The sequence below is a fragment of the Methylobacterium sp. C1 genome (genome assembly GCF_001854385.1).
In the GTDB taxonomy this organism is placed as follows: domain Bacteria; phylum Pseudomonadota; class Alphaproteobacteria; order Rhizobiales; family Beijerinckiaceae; genus Methylobacterium; species Methylobacterium radiotolerans.
Map to the genome: position 1 here is coordinate 4,558,196 of NZ_CP017640.1, position 16,365 is coordinate 4,574,560.

The following is a 16,365-nucleotide window of genomic DNA, read 5'->3' on the forward strand; positions in this document are numbered from 1 at the left end:
CTGAATGCCCATAAGCAGGTCCCTTGGGAGCCCGCCCGGCGTCGAAAGCAGGCACGGCAGCGACGTCCGCTTCGATGCTTCTCCGTCCAAAAGCGGACCGTCGCAAAACCACCGTGAGCGGACGGCCTGCTTTCGACCCATGTCAGTCGCCCGCACCGCCGCGGGCGCTTCCCGGAAGCGGACATTCGTCTCCGTCCGGCAACCTCGGATCGGCGTGATAGGCGCGGGATGTGGGCCTCAGTATTTCAAGCCTGTATCGCACAGCACGGTCACGGCGATTGCGTCGGCTGGAAGGCGTCCGGACGACAACAGCGCAGCAGCCGCAGCTACGTTGGCAGCGGCCGAGTAGCCGACGTGCAAGCCCTCCTGCGTCGCGAGCCCTCTACGCCAGCGCTCCACCTCCTCATCGGTTACGGGAATAGACAGGTCCATCAGATCACCATTCCAGTGTGGGGGGATGCTTCCGTAGCTTGTGCCCTGGATGAGGTGGCGGTGCTTTGTGACTGATAATCCCGCCAGGGGGCGACATCCCTCCGGTTCGACGGCGGCGCAGATCACGTGGGGATTACGTTCCCTCAATGCCGCCGCTACTCCGAGGAAAGTCGCACCGGTCCCTACAGCGGCCACCCAGGCATCGACCTGGCCGGAGGATTGCTCCCATATCTCCGGCCCGGTCGTTTCGCGGTGGGCGCGCATACACTCCGGCGCGTGGAACTGGTTGACGTAATAGCCGCCCCGATCTTCCGCGATGCGCGCCGCCGCATCAGCCGCCGCGTCTACGTCCGCCCCGGTGACTTGCCCAGCTGCTCCGTCGATCTGCGGCACCAGAATAACTTCGGCCCCGAGCGCTTCGAGCATCCGGGCACGCTGGGGGCTGTTCCCGGCGGACATCGTGACCACGAGGGGATGTCCCAGTGCAGCGCAGGCCACCGCGAGACCGGCTCCCATGTTGCCGCTGGTCATCTCCACAACGGGCGCACCGGGGGCCAAACGCCCGTCCTCACGCGCGGCAAGGACGATGGCACGGGCCGCCCGATCCTTGACGCTCCCACCGGGCTGCATGAACTCGGCCTTCGCCAGGATGCGGCCGGGGCCACGGTGGATGCGGTCGAGAGCGATCAGTGGCGTATGGCCGATCAGGTCGAGGGCGGAAGGCTTGATCCGCGCAGTCGAAGGAGATGGGGACAGCGATGTGGGGCGCATCGAGGGATCGTAGCAGGAGCATCCAGCCTTCGGGAGATATCGAGGTCCGCTCGCGGTCGTGAGCATGTCCCGCCGCCGTGTCCGCTTCAGTTCATCCGCCGACCGCAAGAAGACAGGCAGGAAACCACGCGAAGCAGACATACCGAGCCTGGATCCGGCGTCAGATCCGGATCGCTTAGCTGGGCTCGTCTGCCAGAGAGTAGGGCTCAGCGCGCGATGACATGACCGGGGATGCAGCGCGTCGAGGGCTCCGAATGCTCGCTGAAGATGGAGTGCGCCGGATCCTCGTGCGCGAGGCACGAGGCTGGCTTGGCCCCCCCTACCATCCCGGCGCCGACCTGCGCGGCGTCGGCGTCGATTGCGGCATGCTCCTCGTGCGCGTGTTCGTCGATGCCGGCCTCGTGCCGACTTTCGACCCGCGCCCCTACCCGCAGGATTGGCACCTCCACCGCGACGACGAGCGCTACCTCGGCTTCGTGTTCGAGCGCGCCACCGAAGTTGAGCACCCGCAGCCCGGGGATGTCGTGGTGTTCCGCTACGGCCGCGCCTACGCTCATCGCGGCATCGTCACGGCGACCGAGCCGCTGACCCTCGTCCACGCCTTCTCGCCGGCCCAGGCCGTGATCGAGGAGCCGATCATGCGCAACCCCGTCCTCGCCGAGCCCGGCCGCCCCCCCCCCGCTTCTTCAGCCTCTGGGCCGCCCGCGCGACCGCCGAGGCCGACCCGGTCTGAGGCTGCCATGAGCCTGTTCGGCGGGAAGCAGCGCACAGTCCGGCCGGACTACACCGGCCTGCAGGTCCAGACCGCCTCGAGCGCGCTGCCGATCCCGGTCGTCTACGGGACCAACCGCATCGCCCCGAACGTCATCTGGTCCGACGGCTTCCAGACCCACGCGCAGCGCGGCAAGAAGGCGGGCGGCAAGGATGGCGGCCGCCACGGCGGCACCGGCTACACCTACTCGACCTGGATCATGTTCGGCCTCGCCGAGGGGCCGGTCCAGGGCATCGGCGAGGTCCTCAGCGGCCAGTCGGTCACGCCGTTCCCGACCAACTTCCTCAGCCTCATCCCCGGCGACACGCCGCAGCGGCCCTGGGGCCCGGCGCTGGCCCGCTACCCGGCCGCCGCGCCGCCCTACAACGGCACCGCCTACCTCGCCTCGCCCGACTTCGATCTGGGCTCCAGCGCCACGATCTCGTCCATCGCCTTCGAGGTCGTCGGTCGGCTCGCCGGCACCGCGGGTCCCCTCGGGCAGGATGATTCCGCCTGGCGAGGAGATCGCCATCCAAAGATAGATTATGCGGCTCAGTCACGACCGGGCAGCTCGGCACGCTCGGCGATCGTGGTGGTGGTCGAAGCTCGGTCGGCAGCGCGTTAGCGAGCGCCGATGCAAATCCGAGCGCGGGCGGATGCCCTGAGGCGGTAGGATCTTCGGCGTGGCGTCGGCCCGCCTTGCGCCGTGTCATCCCACGGAGAAGGCAAGGCGACAGATCCGCTGTTCAGCTTGGCTGAACAACCGGTAGATCGTGGGTCATCGTGAGGGCGATCTTCAGCGCTTGCTCAACGAGCGCCCGATCCAGCCCCGCGTTCGCCGCCTCGCCTGGCATGTTGCTCAACGGATCCCGGTGAGTGACGAACGTGCGGGCCAGAAACGCTTCAATCTTGGCCTCGACGGTATGCTCGGCTTCGACTTCGCGGTCGAGGAGGCTACGGCGTTCGAGTTCGCCGTTGACCCTGTCGGTGAGCTTCATGAAGCCCTGCCCGATATCCTCAAGCGTGGTGGCGAATTGATACGGCAAGCCTGGCGAGCTGCAGAGCTCTTCCACGAGAGTGGTGTAAAGGGCCAAGGTGACCTCGCGATACACCCGGAAGAACGGCACGCTTTGCGCGGCGAGTGACATCGGTCGTGCTCCTCTCGGCGGTCCGAACGTTACTGAATTGTGGCTTCGAGCTGCCCGCGCCCCACGAGGCCGTGCGGCAGGCGAAGCTGAGCGCTTGGCCAAGCCGCGAAGGCCGCCTGCGCAGCATTCAGGGTGCGGCCGGTCGCCCGGGCGTAGACCGGGACGATCTTGGAGCCTTCGTAGGAGGTCGGAAGGGCGAGCGGTCGGACATCCCAGCCGGTGTCGAGCAGCCGCGGGATATGCGCGGGATGGAACTCGATGAGCAAACCGTCGAGATTCAGAGCATGGACCACCAGCGCTATGGCACCAGAAACAGCCGCGGCGAATAGGTCGGCATCCGGCATCTCACGTCTCCTCGCGACGATCGCTTGGCGTGTCCATTCGTAGATCGCCGGTCCCTTCGGAGCGGAGCCGCCTTGCATGATCTCAGGGTACAGGTGCGAGAGAAGGTGTGGCCTCGTCGTCGGCAGGAACCTGGCGTAGGCGACGATCTCGTCATCTTCCTCGCCGAGGAGGTGGAACGCGGCCGGGCCGTCAAACAGGTCCCGTTCACGCCCGTCGGGTCTTCGGCAAGCCTCCCAACTCCTGGTCGGTGATCTCCTTCGCCTCAAACAGCTCGGAGACGGTCGCAGGGTCCTTGGCCATTCGATCCTGTGCCGTAAAGTGTGCCGACTCTTGTGCCGACCCCCGATTTCCTCGGGAGCCGGCCTGTTGGGCTCGCTCGAAGGGCAACGCGAACGAGCAGTGAACGGAGTGTGCCGAGTTCTGTGCCTTGACGAAACGCCTACAATCGTAGTCAAAGACGCTCCTGACGCACCGAAACCGCCAATTTCCTCAATGGTTTCAGGGCGCCTGCCGGTGTAGCACAGCGGTAGTGCAGCGGTTTTGTAAACCGAAGGTCGGGGGTTCGATCCCCTCCGCCGGCACCATCATCCGTCTATGAAAATCAGTGGGTTAGGCAGACGATAAGGGCGAGGCAACCGCTACTCTCACACAGCGGTATCACACATTGTCCCTTCGAATCGCCCGTCCGTGGAAGCACCCGAGGTCAGGGGTCTACCATCTTCGTCAGCGGACACCGGCCGATCTGCTTCAACGGTTAAAGGGACAGTCGGTCACGCTTCCCATCGGAGAGGCGTCGGCTTCGCTCACTGTCGGCCCTATCGTCCAAGCATCGCTACGAACCAAAGACCTACGCGAAGCCAAAGTCCGTCATGCGATTGCCGACGGTGCGCTCAAGCGGTTCTGGCACGCGCATCAAGCCGGGATGGTCACACAAAGCCTGAATGACCCGTTTGGCGCGGTCGGGAGAACAGACCAAGCTCCAATCGCCGACACCGCCAAATCGGAACCTAGGCACCTGCTCTCTCCCGGCCATCCGCCAACGGGGACAGGCGGCTCTCCCTTGACGGTCGGCCACCTGTTCGACGGTTGGGCGGCATACAACGCGGACAAACGATCCCGGAACACCATCAAGCGTTACCGTGGCAGCTTCCGCTCACTCATACGGTTCTTCGAAGGGCGCGACGTTCGGACGCTGACAACCGACGACATGTACTCCTGGGCAGAGGCGCGGCGTGACTGCGAAGGCATCTCGGTCCGAGCGATCAACCGGAATGACCTAGCGACCGTCAGTTCGGTGTTCCGGTGGGCATCGGGAAGGTCCGGCGGCTCATTGATGACGGGCAACCCCGCCTCGGGCATTTCGCTTGATCGGCCTAAGATCGTTGTGGGACGTGAACGAACGTTCCGAGACAACGAGGCTCGGGCCATCCTTACAGCGGCTTCCGCGGTCTATCTCGATCCCACAAACCTACCCCGCAGCGCCACACGAAGGTGGTGCCCGTGGCTAGCCGCCTACTCGGGAGCGCGGATAGGAGAGCTGACAAGTTTGGAGCGTCGAGACATACGCGATGAGGGCAGCATTCCGGTGATGGACTTGAAGGTCACAAAGACAGGCCAACCACGGACCGTCCCTCTACACCCGCATCTCATCGAGCAGGGGTTCTTGGCCTTTGTCGCAACACGTCCGGAGGGTCCGCTGTTTTATGACCCCAACAGACACGGCAAGGGGACCGCGACTACTCCAAGCGAACTTCAGGGCCATAAGCTAGGAAGATGGATCCGGGAGAAGGTTAGCCTCGATAAGGGCGTCCATCCAAATCACGGCTGGCGGCACACCTGGAAAACGAGGGCTCTCGAAGCCGGCATTGAGGAACGATTGAGGGATGCCGTCACGGGCCATAGCGTTGCTTCAGTGGGTCGGCGATACGAGACACCGACCCTCAAGATGCTTGCGGACGCTATAGGCCGCTTCCCACGGTACAGTATCGGACTGTGACGGAGGACGACACACAAGGCACGATCCAAAAGTTGATCTACCGATGATAAGTTCTTCGAACCAACGATCCAACGCGAGACTTAGACGACGCAACTAAGTTAAAGAGCTTTGATCCAAGACTGCAAAGCTTGCCCGGGTCCCCGAACCCGTTCGGCTACATATGAGGCGTCGACCTCCCGCGGAATGACGCCATAACGCGCTTTGAATGCCTTCGAGAAGGCCTTGAGGGTGTCATACCCGCAAGCATAGGCAACTTCGGAAATCCGCTTCTGCGAGTTACCTTCTAAGCCGGATAGCATTCGCATAGCCCAGGATAGGCGACGGTTGCGGATATATGTCATCACGCCTCCCTCTGCCTCGAATATTTCGTAGACAGGAGTGCGGGAAAGCCCGAACTCCGCGCACAGCGCGTCCACACTAAGATCATTGCGGCTCAGATTTGCTTCTATAAACTGCCGAACCTTGATTTCCCGTGGAGCCGGCGCTGCTTGAGAGCTGTTCTCGACTGGAGGTATAACGGCGTTGAGCGATGAAACGATCCCGTCGGCTAGAAGTTTCTTCTGCTTACCATCCAGTTGTTCGATGCAGGAATGGGTGTTCCGGATGAGGTCGCCAAGAAGCCGAACGAGCGGTTGGCTGCACGGGGAAATGATTGAGTGATGAAGATCGGCCGGCTCCCCCAACCGCGCGTCCAAATAGCGACGCGGGATTATCACGTTCAGACCGCTCACGCCCAGTGATCTCGCCTGAGATTGCTGAGACAGATCAAATAGAATGAGCGAGCCGACCGGAACAGGCTGCTCAGTATCGGACGCGATAAGAGAAACCTTTCCGGCCGTTATTAGACTGAGCATCACGTGATCGACGCCTTGGCTCGCGATCTGAAACGGCGTGCGCTCGACCACTTGTGGCGGCGCGTCGATCTCGTTGAGAATCAGTCCGCCAAGCTGCCAGGAATGGAACCGTACGCGTCGCGTCACCGCTTCCTCGGCGGTCAGCGTCGGCCTCACAATCGTCGATACCGCCTGCACCCAGGCTTGGGCGCGGTCGCGGTCACTCTCAATCTGATCGAAGCCTGGATCGATGAAGTCGGGCATCAGGTGCTCATAGGGTACCACCCTAGGTAGACACATGGCTATTTGTGTCAACCCCGCTCAATCGAATATCGATCCTGCAACGCTACCAGCCAGTAAAGGACGATAGGCGACATAATACGGACGTTGGTAGACATCATCGCTGCTTAGGAGGTCTAATATTTATCTTCGTTTAAACTTGGGATCCCGATCCTGAGCCTGTCTTCGAGAAAGACACCTCACCCAAAAGGGATCGCATCCATGTCTTCCAACATCACCCTTTCTGCGGCCACACGTCAGAACCTGCTCTCCCTGCAGGACACGGCGAACCTCCTGGCGACGACCCAAAACCGCTTGTCTACCGGCAAGAAGGTCAACTCGGCCCTAGACAATCCGGTGAACTTCTTCACGTCGCAGTCGCTGAACAATCGGTCTTCCGACCTGAGCAACCTCTTGGACGGCATCTCGAATGGCATTCAGACCATTCAGGCCGCTAACCAGGGCATCACTTCGATTCAGAAGCTAGTTGACAGCGCGAAGTCGACCGCGACCCAGGCGCTTGCTACGAAGACGACGGCGACTGGCGCAAGCGCGACTCAGGCCAACATCACGGCTGCCTTAGCTATTAAGGCGTCTTCCTCCGCAGCAACGGACGGCTCCGGCACTCTGGATTTCTCGTTGTCGACCGACAACGCCGCTTTCAAAGTGACCGATGCCACGGGTCAGTCCACCACTGTCACAATCGACTCATCTCATCTTGCTGGCAAAGTTGCCGACCTTTCAAAGGTCACGAGCGACGAGATCTTGACGGAGATCAATAAGCAGCTTTCTGCCTCAGGCAATGGCGCTCAAGTCACTGCAAGCCTGACGACAGACGGGCGTCTCAACTTCCAATCAACCGACACTGGCTCTGACGCGTCAGTGAAGATTGAAGCTGTCGCTAGCTCGACGAAGGACGTCGGCTTTGGGGCAAATGGCTTTGCTGCTATTACTGCCACCGGCGTAAATGCCACGGACGGCTCCACGAAAGCCAAGGTTACGGCTGCAAGTGCTGCCGGCCTTGCCTCCCTCGCGACCGGAACCACAACGGCCCTGGCCGACGGGGATGACGGCTCAATCAATATTCAGCTCGGAGACGGAGCGTCCAAGAAAATCGATCTTCGCGTCGGGACGGATTTGCCTCTCTCGGCAGCTGCGACCGCCGAAGATGTCCGCGATGCTATCAATCTTCAAATCAACAACGATGTTGGATTGAAGGGCAAGATTATTGCAGAGGCAAATAACACCACGGGTGCGATCTCGATCCGTACTACGGCAAGTGGTGCTGATCAGAAAGTAACAGTCACATCCGCTGGCGCCAACGATATCGGCTTCGGCACAAACGCTACTAGTCAGACCATTGCAGATGGCAAAGCTACTGCGACAGGGGCCGGCTCCACTTCGGCGAATAGCGCGAATGCACGTGCGGCCCTTGCTCAGCAGTTCAATGATCTGCTGACCCAGATTACGCAACAAGCGCAGGACTCAAGCTATAACGGCGTCAATCTACTCTACCGCGGTGGTTCGGATCCAAAGGAAAACACCCTTCACATCTCTTTCAACGAAAAGGACTCGAGCTTCCTAGACCTCAAGGGTGTTAAGTTCGACGCCGCTGGTCTAGGCCTATCACAGGCGACCGGAAGCTTCGCCAGTGATGACGACATCAAAACAGCAATGGCTCAGCTCAATTCGGCTTCGTCCCTGCTGCGCAGCCAGTCGTCCACCTTTGGCTCAAACCTCACCGTCGTGCAGAACCGGCAGGATTTTTCCAAAAAGGTGATCAACATCCTCGATACGGGTTCGGCCAATCTCGTGAACGCTGACATGAACGAGGAAGCGGCCAACTCTCAGGCACTCTCAACCCGCAACTCGCTCGGTATCTCCGCGCTCTCGCTCGCGAATCAGGCTCAGCAGGGCGTCCTGCAGCTTCTCCGCTAGGCGGCAATAGACTTTTGACCAAAGGCGGCCGGGGACCACTCCGGCCGCGACTTGGCCTGAACACGAGAAGCCCGTTGCGAGTTTGCAAATGACATACTCTGATCCAGTCACCGAGTGTTACCGGGCTCTCGCCGATGAGTCGGGCGCTGACACCTGTTGCAAGCGTATATGCGTGATGGTTAGCCGGATGGCGCGAGACGGCTCACGAATGCCGCACGAACTTCATCTCATGACGCTCTCAAAGCAGCTTCTATCGACAACCAAATCTTTCGGAAGACACGTTTTGGAGCTGCATGCCCACGTGGACGAAGGAAACTATGGAGCTGCGCTACTCGTCGGCCAGGCAATGGTCGAGCACGAGACAATGCTACACGGATTGCTAGACGGCAGTATGCCCGCCCGTCAATGTGCCCTCAACTAACCTACAATAGTCTCACGCCCCAAAGCGTTTATGAAACTGAATGCTTTGCGATTTCTAAGATCTGACGCCTCTCAATGATGTAACTAGTGAAGCGCCGCATAGGATAACTGATTGGTCTGGCAGGCAGATCAGGCGGAAGCCACGTTGCACCGACCTCATTCTGCGAGGCTTTATCCTTCAAGCTCCGAGAACGGCGCATCACTATCACCGCTCATTAGGCGCGGGGACATTTGGCGGAACGACCAGGGAGCGTCAGGGACCGCCCTATCGAACCGGAGAACCACGTCGAAGCGGTCCCCATCCCATTTGGTCGGAACGCCGGGGATGGTCTGAGAGGCCTTGAGAGCCGGGATCAGGTCCGTGACGATGGCCTTATGCTCCCAGAAGACGATCACCACCCCGGTTAGGCTCCGTATCTCATCCGCCAGTTCGTGCTCCTGTGAGACCCCGTAGTCCGCTCTGAGGGGCAGTTGCAGGCGTTCGGCTAGGGGCGTCGCGGTCTCAAACGGTCGGTGGCTGAACTTGGCCTTCTTGAACACGGGCTTGGGCTTCGCCGCATAGATGACGTTCGGCCTCGGATAGTCGGCGCTGGACAGATCGGATCCGAACAGTGCCGCCCATGCTCCGGCCCTTTGCCATCCCCGGATCACAAGCGACTTATCGTCAGCCGTGCCGTCTGCCGTGGTGCCATCCCCTGGGAAGCTACCGCCCGGCTTCTCGGCATGACGGATGAACATGACAGTCAGTGCGGACATAAGGGCTCAGTGGCTCGGGTGCGGCTTGTTGGTGTGTCGGCTCCCGGTAGCAACTAGTGCCCATTGCCAAGCCTAACAGGGTGACCGCCCAGGCCGAACTGAGAGGGCATAAGGCAGCCAAGTGGGTTCGCCAGACCGTCCAGCTTGATCCAGGCATTGATCCGAACCACGGCTGGCGGCACACGTTCAAGACGCGCGCACTTGGGGCAGGTATCGAGGAACGGTTGAGGGACGCAATCACCGGCCATCGTATCGCGTCGGTGGGCCGGCGATACGAGACATCGACCCTCAAGATGCTCGCGGGCGCTATGGCCCGCTTCCCGCGCTTCCAACTTCGCTGATCGACAGTTCGAAAATCGAATGCCACTGCCACCATGTCATTTCTTCATTATAATTCCATGGTAAATTAGCATCACCGTCTGAATTCCAAAGTAAGATCCCATTGTAATGTAAAATATTGTCCGCCAGGTATTTCCTAAATTTCGAACAAAGGTCTTGAAGTTCTTCTTCGTCTCGTCCTTCCTACTTAACATAAGACGCTTTACTGCGACGGGATCAACTTTCTTGAAAACAGGAGGCGTGGTTTCAAATGTAACAAGATTAGAAACAAATGTTCTTGCCCCTTCCAGATCCGGATCTTGCTGCAAGTCCTTCTTCAATACTTCCATCACCCAACGAGGGCCATGGTTGCCTACTTCCTTATAAAATCTTTCCATTTGCCCCACCGGGACAACAAATATACCGATATCCCGCAATCGCGCGATTAACTGATTGATCTGTCTTGTCGGCTCACCTGATGGAATAGCCGCAACGCCGCCTTCTTTTATCGACTCCCATGGCGAAGTTTCCTTCATTGAAGAAGAAAGTTTCGAAATTATGTCTTTTGGAACTATTTCGGTATCTTTCACGTTGGCGACTATACTGCGAACTCTTTCTTTGAAACCAAGCCCAATAAGTAATGATTTCCTGCTTTGAATAACATTTCTGACGCTACTAATATCGCTCCTGAACGCATCCCAATCTTCTCCGAATGCATTGATAATACCTTTGAGCGCCGCATCGTCGGCAAAGGCATCGATATCAACAACGACCCGAACTGGAACGTGAAGAGCCCGCAACGCACGAACTATAACGGCAATTCGATCTTTTCCGCCAGCATAGGTAAAGAAAATTGAGCCGTATGGAGAGCCTTGAGCATCGGCTATCGCCTCGTAGAATCTACAATCTCCGTCAGCCTCTGTGACTATGACCTTGTCATGGAATAGGCCGCTCAATATATTAGAATAACGTAGAATTGGATCCTTCCATAGTTCGGAAACTTGTTCGCTCGGTAAGTATACCGCGCTACGGCCTTCTGGGCTCTTGTCCAATCTCACGACATAAACACGATCTGGGAACTTGCTTAGAAGTCCCTGAATCACCTCATTGCTGTGCGTGGCGATGAAGATCTGCTTCTGATACTCTGTGCCTGCGGATATAATTTCCCCAATTGCCCGAGCTTGAGGGGGGTGTAAGAACGCTTCCGGCTCATCAACAAGTATCACACTATGAACACCGGTCCAAACCCTTAAAACAATCGATGCAAAGCTTCGAAATCCATCGCCCTGCAAGTGCAAAGGTTGCAAATCTTCAACTTTATCAAGATAAGAACGAGAATTAAGGGTCTCATTCCCTTCTAACGGCGGCCGGACACCAACGTATAATGGTATCTCCCTTCCCGGGCTCCTGTGGATGACCAAATCCAAGCCGAAGAAAGATCTAAATAGATTGCTTACTTCGTGTTCCTTGTCTAAATCTAGGTACAGGCTGTGAATTGGGTGTATGCCTGTGCGCAATTTCGAAGCGTCAAAGGTTGGAACCGGATTAGAGTCCTCCAGTCGGGTAGCGGTAGTCAGATGAGCAACAAATAGTTTCGCCAAGTCCGATATCTTAGGGCCATCCGACTTCCAGGCGGTCGCGACATCTCTGCTACTGGTATGGCTATATTCGCTGTCACCAAGATAATAATATCCATCTTTGGGGCTGCGGAATGGCGCAACCGCATTAGCAAGTGCCTCGTCATCACCGATTCTTTCAATCGTGATCGACGATACAGATTTCGTGTCGCCGTCTCCGTCCCGAAGTACGTGATTTATTTCGCGAAGTGAGAGGCTTTTCCCAGAATTGTTGGGACCAACCAAAACAACAATACTGTTGTCTATCAATTTCAGCTTGGCGCCGCCAGAGAAGTTCAACTCTTTGATGTAGACGCCAGCTTTGCCGGAACTCATCTAATACTCACTCTGATAATTATCTGACAACTCAAAGCGAATGATGCATCTCAGAAGGGTAAACCCGAGCGAGACAAAGGCGCGAGACAGCCCGCACCATCGAATAGCGTCTCATATGGGTTGCTGTCGGGATTGCGAGACGCTAGAGTGGGCGGGTCTAGAACCATCCGAGACAGATACTCCGCCTATGGCTATCTACGGTTACGCTCGCGTGAGTGCATCATCTCAGAGTTTGGCGATTCAGCAAGAGGCGTTGGAACGCTCAGGTTGCAATGTCATCCGATCCGAGAAGGTGACTGGCACGAAACTGGACGGTCGAAGCGAGCTTGAGACGATCATCCAGTTCGCGCGTCCAGGAGATTCTATAACTGTTACACGGATTGACCGGCTTGCCAGATCGGTGGGAGACCTCGCCTCTATCGTGAAGCGGTTGGAGGCGAAGGGCGTTTCCCTAAGAGTCCTTGAGCAACCGGTCGATACGTCCACGGCAGCCGGGCGGTGTTTTCTGCAAATGCTTGGAGTTTTTGCCGAGTTCGAGACCGCGATCCGCCGTGAACGCCAGCTTGAGGGCATCGCGAAAGCCAAGGTCGAGGGCGTCTACAAAGGCAGGAAGCCAACCATCGACGCCGAACGGATCAAGGCACTGGCCGCACAGGGAATGGGTGCCACGGCCATCGCTAAGGAACTGAACGTCGGAAGGGCATCGGTCTACCGTTTGATTAGCAATGGGGTTCCTACTAACCAGAACCGAGTGAATTTAAAATAGCAACACTAGCTGGGCATTTCATCCGGTTCTCCGATGTGGTATAATCATGACATCGGAGGATCGATGGCGAGCGGTGATATTTGTTGCGTTGAGCAAACTGTATTCCGATCACACAGTCTCCCTATGTCACAAAGATATTCCCGAACTTCCATTGCTCATCCCCTAAAAATCGCAACGGTAACCGTAGGAGAGAAGGGAGGAAGGATCGGAATTACATTTTGTCCTGGCAAGAAGGGGCCATCCGTTTTTGGGGCCCATCGGGATCGCGATTTGACTGTGGACGTAAGGGCGATTCGGGACTGGGGCGCATCATCCGTTCTAACGCTGATCGAACCCCACGAATTTGACCTCCTGTCGGTGAAACGCTTGCCGGATGCGGTCGGGGATGCCGGAATGGTTTGGCATCACGCACCCATTCCCGATGGCAGCGTTCCAGGGCCGGCGTTCGAAGCAGCTTGGCGAACCATAGGCTCTAGTATCTCGGAACAGTTACGTACGGGCGGGGCCGTCGTACTTCATTGTCGTGGGGGCCTCGGACGTGCCGGTATGATCGCTGCCATGCTGATGGTGATGCTGGATGAGGATCCGAGACAAGCGATTGAACGGGTACGAAGCATCAGACCCGGCGCGATAGAGACAACAGATCAGCTAAATTATGTAGTCGAGTGGAGCAATCAACGATGATAGATGCCATCGTTTGGCTATTTACTGCCTTCATATTGTCTATTAAGTTCGTATTTATTGCTTTTGCGTACGTATTCGGGGCAGTTGCGTCACTCGCATCTCGTGCTTGGATTTGGTATCTCGATGCCATCAACGGAGATTCATATTTTTCTCACGCTTTATATTGGGCAGGATGCGCCATTACACTCCTGCTGATATCATTTGTCCTTGGTCTTATATTCAAAGTATTTCAATCGGACGGCAACGGATCAAATAGTGATTCCGACGACGATGAGGATGAGGATGAGGATGAGGATGAGGATGATTCGAACGGCGTACGTACAATCAGAGAGCAAAGAAGGTATAGGCCATATGTGACCTTACAAGACGATAGGTATGTTATTAAAAAGCTGTCTAACAAGGGTACGGCTTGGGAACTAAGTATAGGAAGGAAAGATCAGTATGTGAATAGCGGTATAGCAAGACTTGTACCACGGAGTACAGCCGGCGGGAGCCTAGCAGGAGTGAGATATATAGTTGAGTGGGGCAAAGAATAGTTACAACATACAACGATAATTTATACGATCCCACCAATGGCGAGGGATAAAATTTGCGCTACGATTCGGTTCGAAGCTCATCCAACAACGAGAAAATGAATCGTTCTTTAGGTGCATTCATCGGCCTTGCTGTCGGTGATGCCCTCGGGACCACGCTTGAGTTTGAGGCTAGGGACGCGAAGCCACCGGTCTATGACATGGTCGGAGGCGGCCCATTCGATCTGCTGCCTGGACAATGGACCGATGACACGTCCATGGCTCTCTGTCTCGGCGGCTCACTGATTGCCTGCGGTGGCCTGGACGAACGCGATCTCATGGAACGGTTCTGTCGCTGGTTTCAGGCCGGCGAGAACTCCTGCACGGGCGGGTGCTTCGATATCGGCGTGACGACCCGCGATGCCTTGGAGCGCTTCCGGTGCACCGATGATCCCGTGGCCGGTCCAACAAGTGCCAGCACCGCGGGCAATGGTTCCATCATGCGCCTGGCTCCGGTGGCGTTGCGCTACTGGAACGACCCCGAACGCCTAAGGGACGTGAGTCGGCGTCAGAGTTACACGACCCACGGTGCTGATGAGGCCGTGGACGCCTGTGATGCCCTGGCGACGGTCCTAGCCTCGCTGATTGCCGGAAAGCCTCTCAGGGACGTTCTCTCAGCATCCTATGGGCCATTCGGTTCTGGGGTTCGGACGGTCATGGATGGTTCGTATCGAGGCAAGACACGATCCGCGATCCGATCTTCGGGCTACGTGATCCATACCCTTGAAGCGGCGCTTTGGTGCGTATCCGAGACGACCACGTTCAGGGATGCCGTGCTTCTGGCCGTGAACCTGGGCGATGATGCCGATACGGTAGGAGCTGTGACTGGGCAGATTGCGGGAGCGGCCTACGGTGTCTCGGCTATCCCTGAGGAATGGTTCAACCGCCTCGCCTGGAATGATCGTATCGTCGAAACTGCACAACAGTTATACGAGGCAAGCATCAAGGCGTGACGATCTCGAAGTCGATGCCCGCGTGATCGTAGGTGGCATCCCATTCGCCACCATCCTGTAAGCGGAAACCGAAGGATAAGGCGTGATCCAGCCAATCGGTCGCTTCCATCCAGTCATAAAACTCACCGGTATCCGTGAAGGCCCGGTCGAAGGTCATTTGGAACTGCGCACACCCTGAGATGGTCGGGAGAGGGCCATTCTCGAAACTGACAGACGACAGTTCGATAGCGGTAGCCTGGATCGGTCCCTTCGGGTTTAGAAGGCCGTGCTGGTAATGCTCAGGCTCAGGTTCAATCCTGGCGTAGATCAAGGGTTCAACGGCGCTCCGAACAAGCGCCCACTGATCTTTCGGCCACGATTTACGCCGACCGCGCTCCTGCCATAGCTTCTCGCATCGGATGAGAACAGGAGGAAGGGTATGCGTTGGTTCCTCAGTCAGGTCCGGTGAACCGTCCTTGATACGAACAGTGACTGTTTGAATGTGCATAGCTTGATTATAGCACGGATCCGAATCGACATCGCCGAGCGGTAGTATAACAGTTGTTGACCGGCTGCTCAGACGTTCCGGACCACAGCCGATCAAGAGGGTGGGGTTGGGAATGACCAAAACAATCTGCCAGGACCGCTCATAGATCCCCGTTGTGGGTCATCCCGTCCTATTTAGTCTTCTCTGCCGCCTTTGTAGAGCCGTTAACCCCTAAGCCACCATTAGCTTTCCCTGGCAATCAGAGCAGGGGCATCCCTCAAGCCGTTCCTCAAGCATGTTCAGCAGTCCTGCTGTCTGCTCATTCTCTATGGCAATGAAGAAGCGTGCCAGGGCGACAGCTTGTGAGATAGCGGAATGACTATGAGGAAGGACGTTCCCTCGATCGTCCAACATTTCATGAAGATCTAAGATCACCCCTTCAAGGTAGATACTCGCTCGCCTGAACTCCCTGCCGTCGTCTCCGTCGAATTGAAACGAGAGGAAATTTGCTTCTTCGGCGCCTCTGTGGAGAATGCTACGCAGAACGAACCTAAATTCGCAATCTTCAGCGCCGTATCGATTGATAATAATTTCGTAGAGTCTGTTATATTTTTCGTAAATCATAGTTTGTAATTCTTTCTTAGTCAGAAATTTATTAGAAGTTGAATAGTAGAGTGTATATGTCGTCGATTTATTCGCTGCCCTCTCATTCATCTGGCAGCCTGCATGGATATTTTTTTGTTGGGACGCGATCTTCTCCCTTCTTGTTCATAAGATTGCCGATTATCTGGTGCAGGGTGCCATCAATGAGTATATCCCCTGCCCCGTCTTTCCGAGTTGGTTGTTATGTGTGGAGGATGTGGAAGTTACATACCTTACTATTAGAAACAGAAAGAATATATGGGGAATAGTTTGCTGCCAAACTTCCACTGCCTCCACTGCGAGATCTAACAGTTAATCGCGAACGAAGGGCGCGAAGGGGCCA

The 16,365-nt window shown here is 57.1% G+C and carries 16 protein-coding genes and 1 tRNA gene; 9 read left to right on the forward strand and 8 right to left on the reverse strand.

The features are described from left to right. Positions 1-237: 237 nt before the first annotated feature. Positions 238-1,203, reverse strand: a complete 966-nt coding sequence (locus BKE41_RS21150) for a cysteine synthase family protein (protein WP_012320945.1) — start codon at positions 1,201-1,203, stop codon at positions 238-240. A gap of 287 nt (positions 1,204-1,490) precedes the next feature. Between BKE41_RS21150 and BKE41_RS31715 the strand changes: the two genes are divergently transcribed. After that, entirely contained in the window at positions 1,491-2,579 is a 1,089-nt protein-coding gene (locus BKE41_RS31715; protein ID WP_199825806.1) for a hypothetical protein, read from the forward strand. Positions 2,580-2,700: 121 nt separating this feature from the next. Here the strand turns inward: BKE41_RS31715 and BKE41_RS21160 are convergent, their stop codons facing one another. Together BKE41_RS21160 and BKE41_RS32215 are read right to left on the reverse strand one after the other, a co-directional pair. After that, positions 2,701-3,102, reverse strand: a complete 402-nt coding sequence (locus BKE41_RS21160; RefSeq protein WP_043074353.1) for a hypothetical protein — start codon at positions 3,100-3,102, stop codon at positions 2,701-2,703. A 29-nt stretch (positions 3,103-3,131) separates the two neighbouring features. Continuing rightward, positions 3,132-3,446 carry a hypothetical protein gene (locus BKE41_RS32215; protein ID WP_244413114.1) on the reverse strand — a complete coding sequence of 105 codons (315 nt, stop codon included), beginning with the start codon at positions 3,444-3,446 and terminating at the stop codon, positions 3,132-3,134. 510 nt (positions 3,447-3,956) lie between these two features. Here BKE41_RS32215 and BKE41_RS21170 point away from each other — a divergent pair. Both BKE41_RS21170 and BKE41_RS30435 read left to right on the forward strand, forming a co-directional pair. Next, positions 3,957-4,031 (forward strand) — tRNA-Thr (locus BKE41_RS21170). A 476-nt stretch (positions 4,032-4,507) separates the two neighbouring features. After that, positions 4,508-5,443 (forward strand): tyrosine-type recombinase/integrase, encoded by a 936-nt coding sequence (locus BKE41_RS30435; protein WP_159392766.1) that lies wholly within the window; start codon positions 4,508-4,510, stop codon positions 5,441-5,443. Positions 5,444-5,541: 98 nt separating this feature from the next. Here the strand turns inward: BKE41_RS30435 and BKE41_RS30440 are convergent, their stop codons facing one another. Next, the gene (locus tag BKE41_RS30440) at positions 5,542-6,540 is read right to left on the reverse strand and encodes an AraC family transcriptional regulator (protein ID WP_159392767.1); all 999 of its coding nucleotides are present in this window, start codon (positions 6,538-6,540) and stop codon (positions 5,542-5,544) included. A 237-nt stretch (positions 6,541-6,777) separates the two neighbouring features. Here BKE41_RS30440 and BKE41_RS21180 point away from each other — a divergent pair, with 237 nt between their 5' ends. Further along, a complete protein-coding gene (locus tag BKE41_RS21180) occupies positions 6,778-8,493 on the forward strand; it encodes a flagellin (RefSeq protein ID WP_071000059.1) in 1,716 nt (571 codons plus the stop codon). 591 nt (positions 8,494-9,084) lie between these two features. Here the strand turns inward: BKE41_RS21180 and BKE41_RS21185 are convergent. Beyond that, positions 9,085-9,669, reverse strand: a complete 585-nt coding sequence (locus BKE41_RS21185; RefSeq protein WP_071000060.1) for a hypothetical protein — start codon at positions 9,667-9,669, stop codon at positions 9,085-9,087. Between the two features lie 80 nt (positions 9,670-9,749). On the opposite strand from BKE41_RS21185, the gene BKE41_RS31255 reads away from it, so the two are divergent. Then, positions 9,750-10,010, forward strand: a complete 261-nt coding sequence (locus BKE41_RS31255; protein WP_159392768.1) for a hypothetical protein — start codon at positions 9,750-9,752, stop codon at positions 10,008-10,010. A gap of 36 nt (positions 10,011-10,046) precedes the next feature. Here the strand turns inward: BKE41_RS31255 and BKE41_RS30445 are convergent, their stop codons facing one another. Further along, positions 10,047-11,939: an AAA family ATPase gene (locus BKE41_RS30445; RefSeq protein WP_083374495.1), complete on the reverse strand. Its 1,893-nt coding sequence runs from the start codon at positions 11,937-11,939 to the stop codon at positions 10,047-10,049. Between the two features lie 187 nt (positions 11,940-12,126). Between BKE41_RS30445 and BKE41_RS21190 the strand changes: the two genes are divergently transcribed. The 4 genes from BKE41_RS21190 (at position 12,127) to BKE41_RS21200 (ending at position 14,914) form a co-directional block, all read left to right on the forward strand. Continuing rightward, positions 12,127-12,705 (forward strand): recombinase family protein, encoded by a 579-nt coding sequence (locus tag BKE41_RS21190; protein WP_071000061.1) that lies wholly within the window; start codon positions 12,127-12,129, stop codon positions 12,703-12,705. 123 nt (positions 12,706-12,828) lie between these two features. After that, complete coding sequence (locus BKE41_RS21195) at positions 12,829-13,389, forward strand: cyclin-dependent kinase inhibitor 3 family protein (RefSeq protein WP_071000062.1); 561 nt, start codon at positions 12,829-12,831, stop codon at positions 13,387-13,389. Then, positions 13,386-13,925: a hypothetical protein gene (locus BKE41_RS31260; protein ID WP_159392769.1), complete on the forward strand. Its 540-nt coding sequence runs from the start codon at positions 13,386-13,388 to the stop codon at positions 13,923-13,925. The genes BKE41_RS21195 and BKE41_RS31260 overlap by 4 nt, the downstream gene beginning before the upstream one ends. 53 nt (positions 13,926-13,978) lie before the next feature. Next, positions 13,979-14,914, forward strand: coding sequence for an ADP-ribosylglycohydrolase family protein (locus BKE41_RS21200; protein ID WP_245295821.1), 936 nt, complete (start codon positions 13,979-13,981; stop codon positions 14,912-14,914). On the opposite strand, the gene BKE41_RS21205 is transcribed toward BKE41_RS21200, so the two are convergent. After that, entirely contained in the window at positions 14,904-15,224 is a 321-nt protein-coding gene (locus BKE41_RS21205) for a hypothetical protein (protein ID WP_071000064.1), read from the reverse strand. The genes BKE41_RS21200 and BKE41_RS21205 overlap by 11 nt on opposite strands. A gap of 387 nt (positions 15,225-15,611) precedes the next feature. Continuing rightward, positions 15,612-16,094 carry a hypothetical protein gene (locus BKE41_RS31265; protein WP_159392770.1) on the reverse strand — a complete coding sequence of 161 codons (483 nt, stop codon included), beginning with the start codon at positions 16,092-16,094 and terminating at the stop codon, positions 15,612-15,614. Positions 16,095-16,365: the final 271 nt, after the last annotated feature.

Bases quoted from the DNA above. Each gene is read 5' to 3' on its own strand.
- BKE41_RS21180 (WP_071000059.1), top strand. From the start codon at position 6,778: ATGTCTTCCAACATCACCCTTTCTGCGGCCACACGTCAGAACCTGCTC.
- BKE41_RS21160 (WP_043074353.1), bottom strand. From the start codon at position 3,102: ATGTCACTCGCCGCGCAAAGCGTGCCGTTCTTCCGGGTGTATCGCGAG.
- BKE41_RS30440 (WP_159392767.1), bottom strand. From the start codon at position 6,540: ATGCCCGACTTCATCGATCCAGGCTTCGATCAGATTGAGAGTGACCGC.
- BKE41_RS32215 (WP_244413114.1), bottom strand. From the start codon at position 3,446: ATGCCGGATGCCGACCTATTCGCCGCGGCTGTTTCTGGTGCCATAGCG.
- BKE41_RS21195 (WP_071000062.1), top strand. From the start codon at position 12,829: ATGTCACAAAGATATTCCCGAACTTCCATTGCTCATCCCCTAAAAATC.
- BKE41_RS31260 (WP_159392769.1), top strand. From the start codon at position 13,386: ATGATAGATGCCATCGTTTGGCTATTTACTGCCTTCATATTGTCTATT.
- BKE41_RS31265 (WP_159392770.1), bottom strand. From the start codon at position 16,094: ATGAATGAGAGGGCAGCGAATAAATCGACGACATATACACTCTACTAT.
- BKE41_RS30445 (WP_083374495.1), bottom strand. From the start codon at position 11,939: ATGAGTTCCGGCAAAGCTGGCGTCTACATCAAAGAGTTGAACTTCTCT.
- BKE41_RS21150 (WP_012320945.1), bottom strand. From the start codon at position 1,203: ATGCGCCCCACATCGCTGTCCCCATCTCCTTCGACTGCGCGGATCAAG.
- BKE41_RS21190 (WP_071000061.1), top strand. From the start codon at position 12,127: ATGGCTATCTACGGTTACGCTCGCGTGAGTGCATCATCTCAGAGTTTG.
- BKE41_RS21185 (WP_071000060.1), bottom strand. From the start codon at position 9,669: ATGTCCGCACTGACTGTCATGTTCATCCGTCATGCCGAGAAGCCGGGC.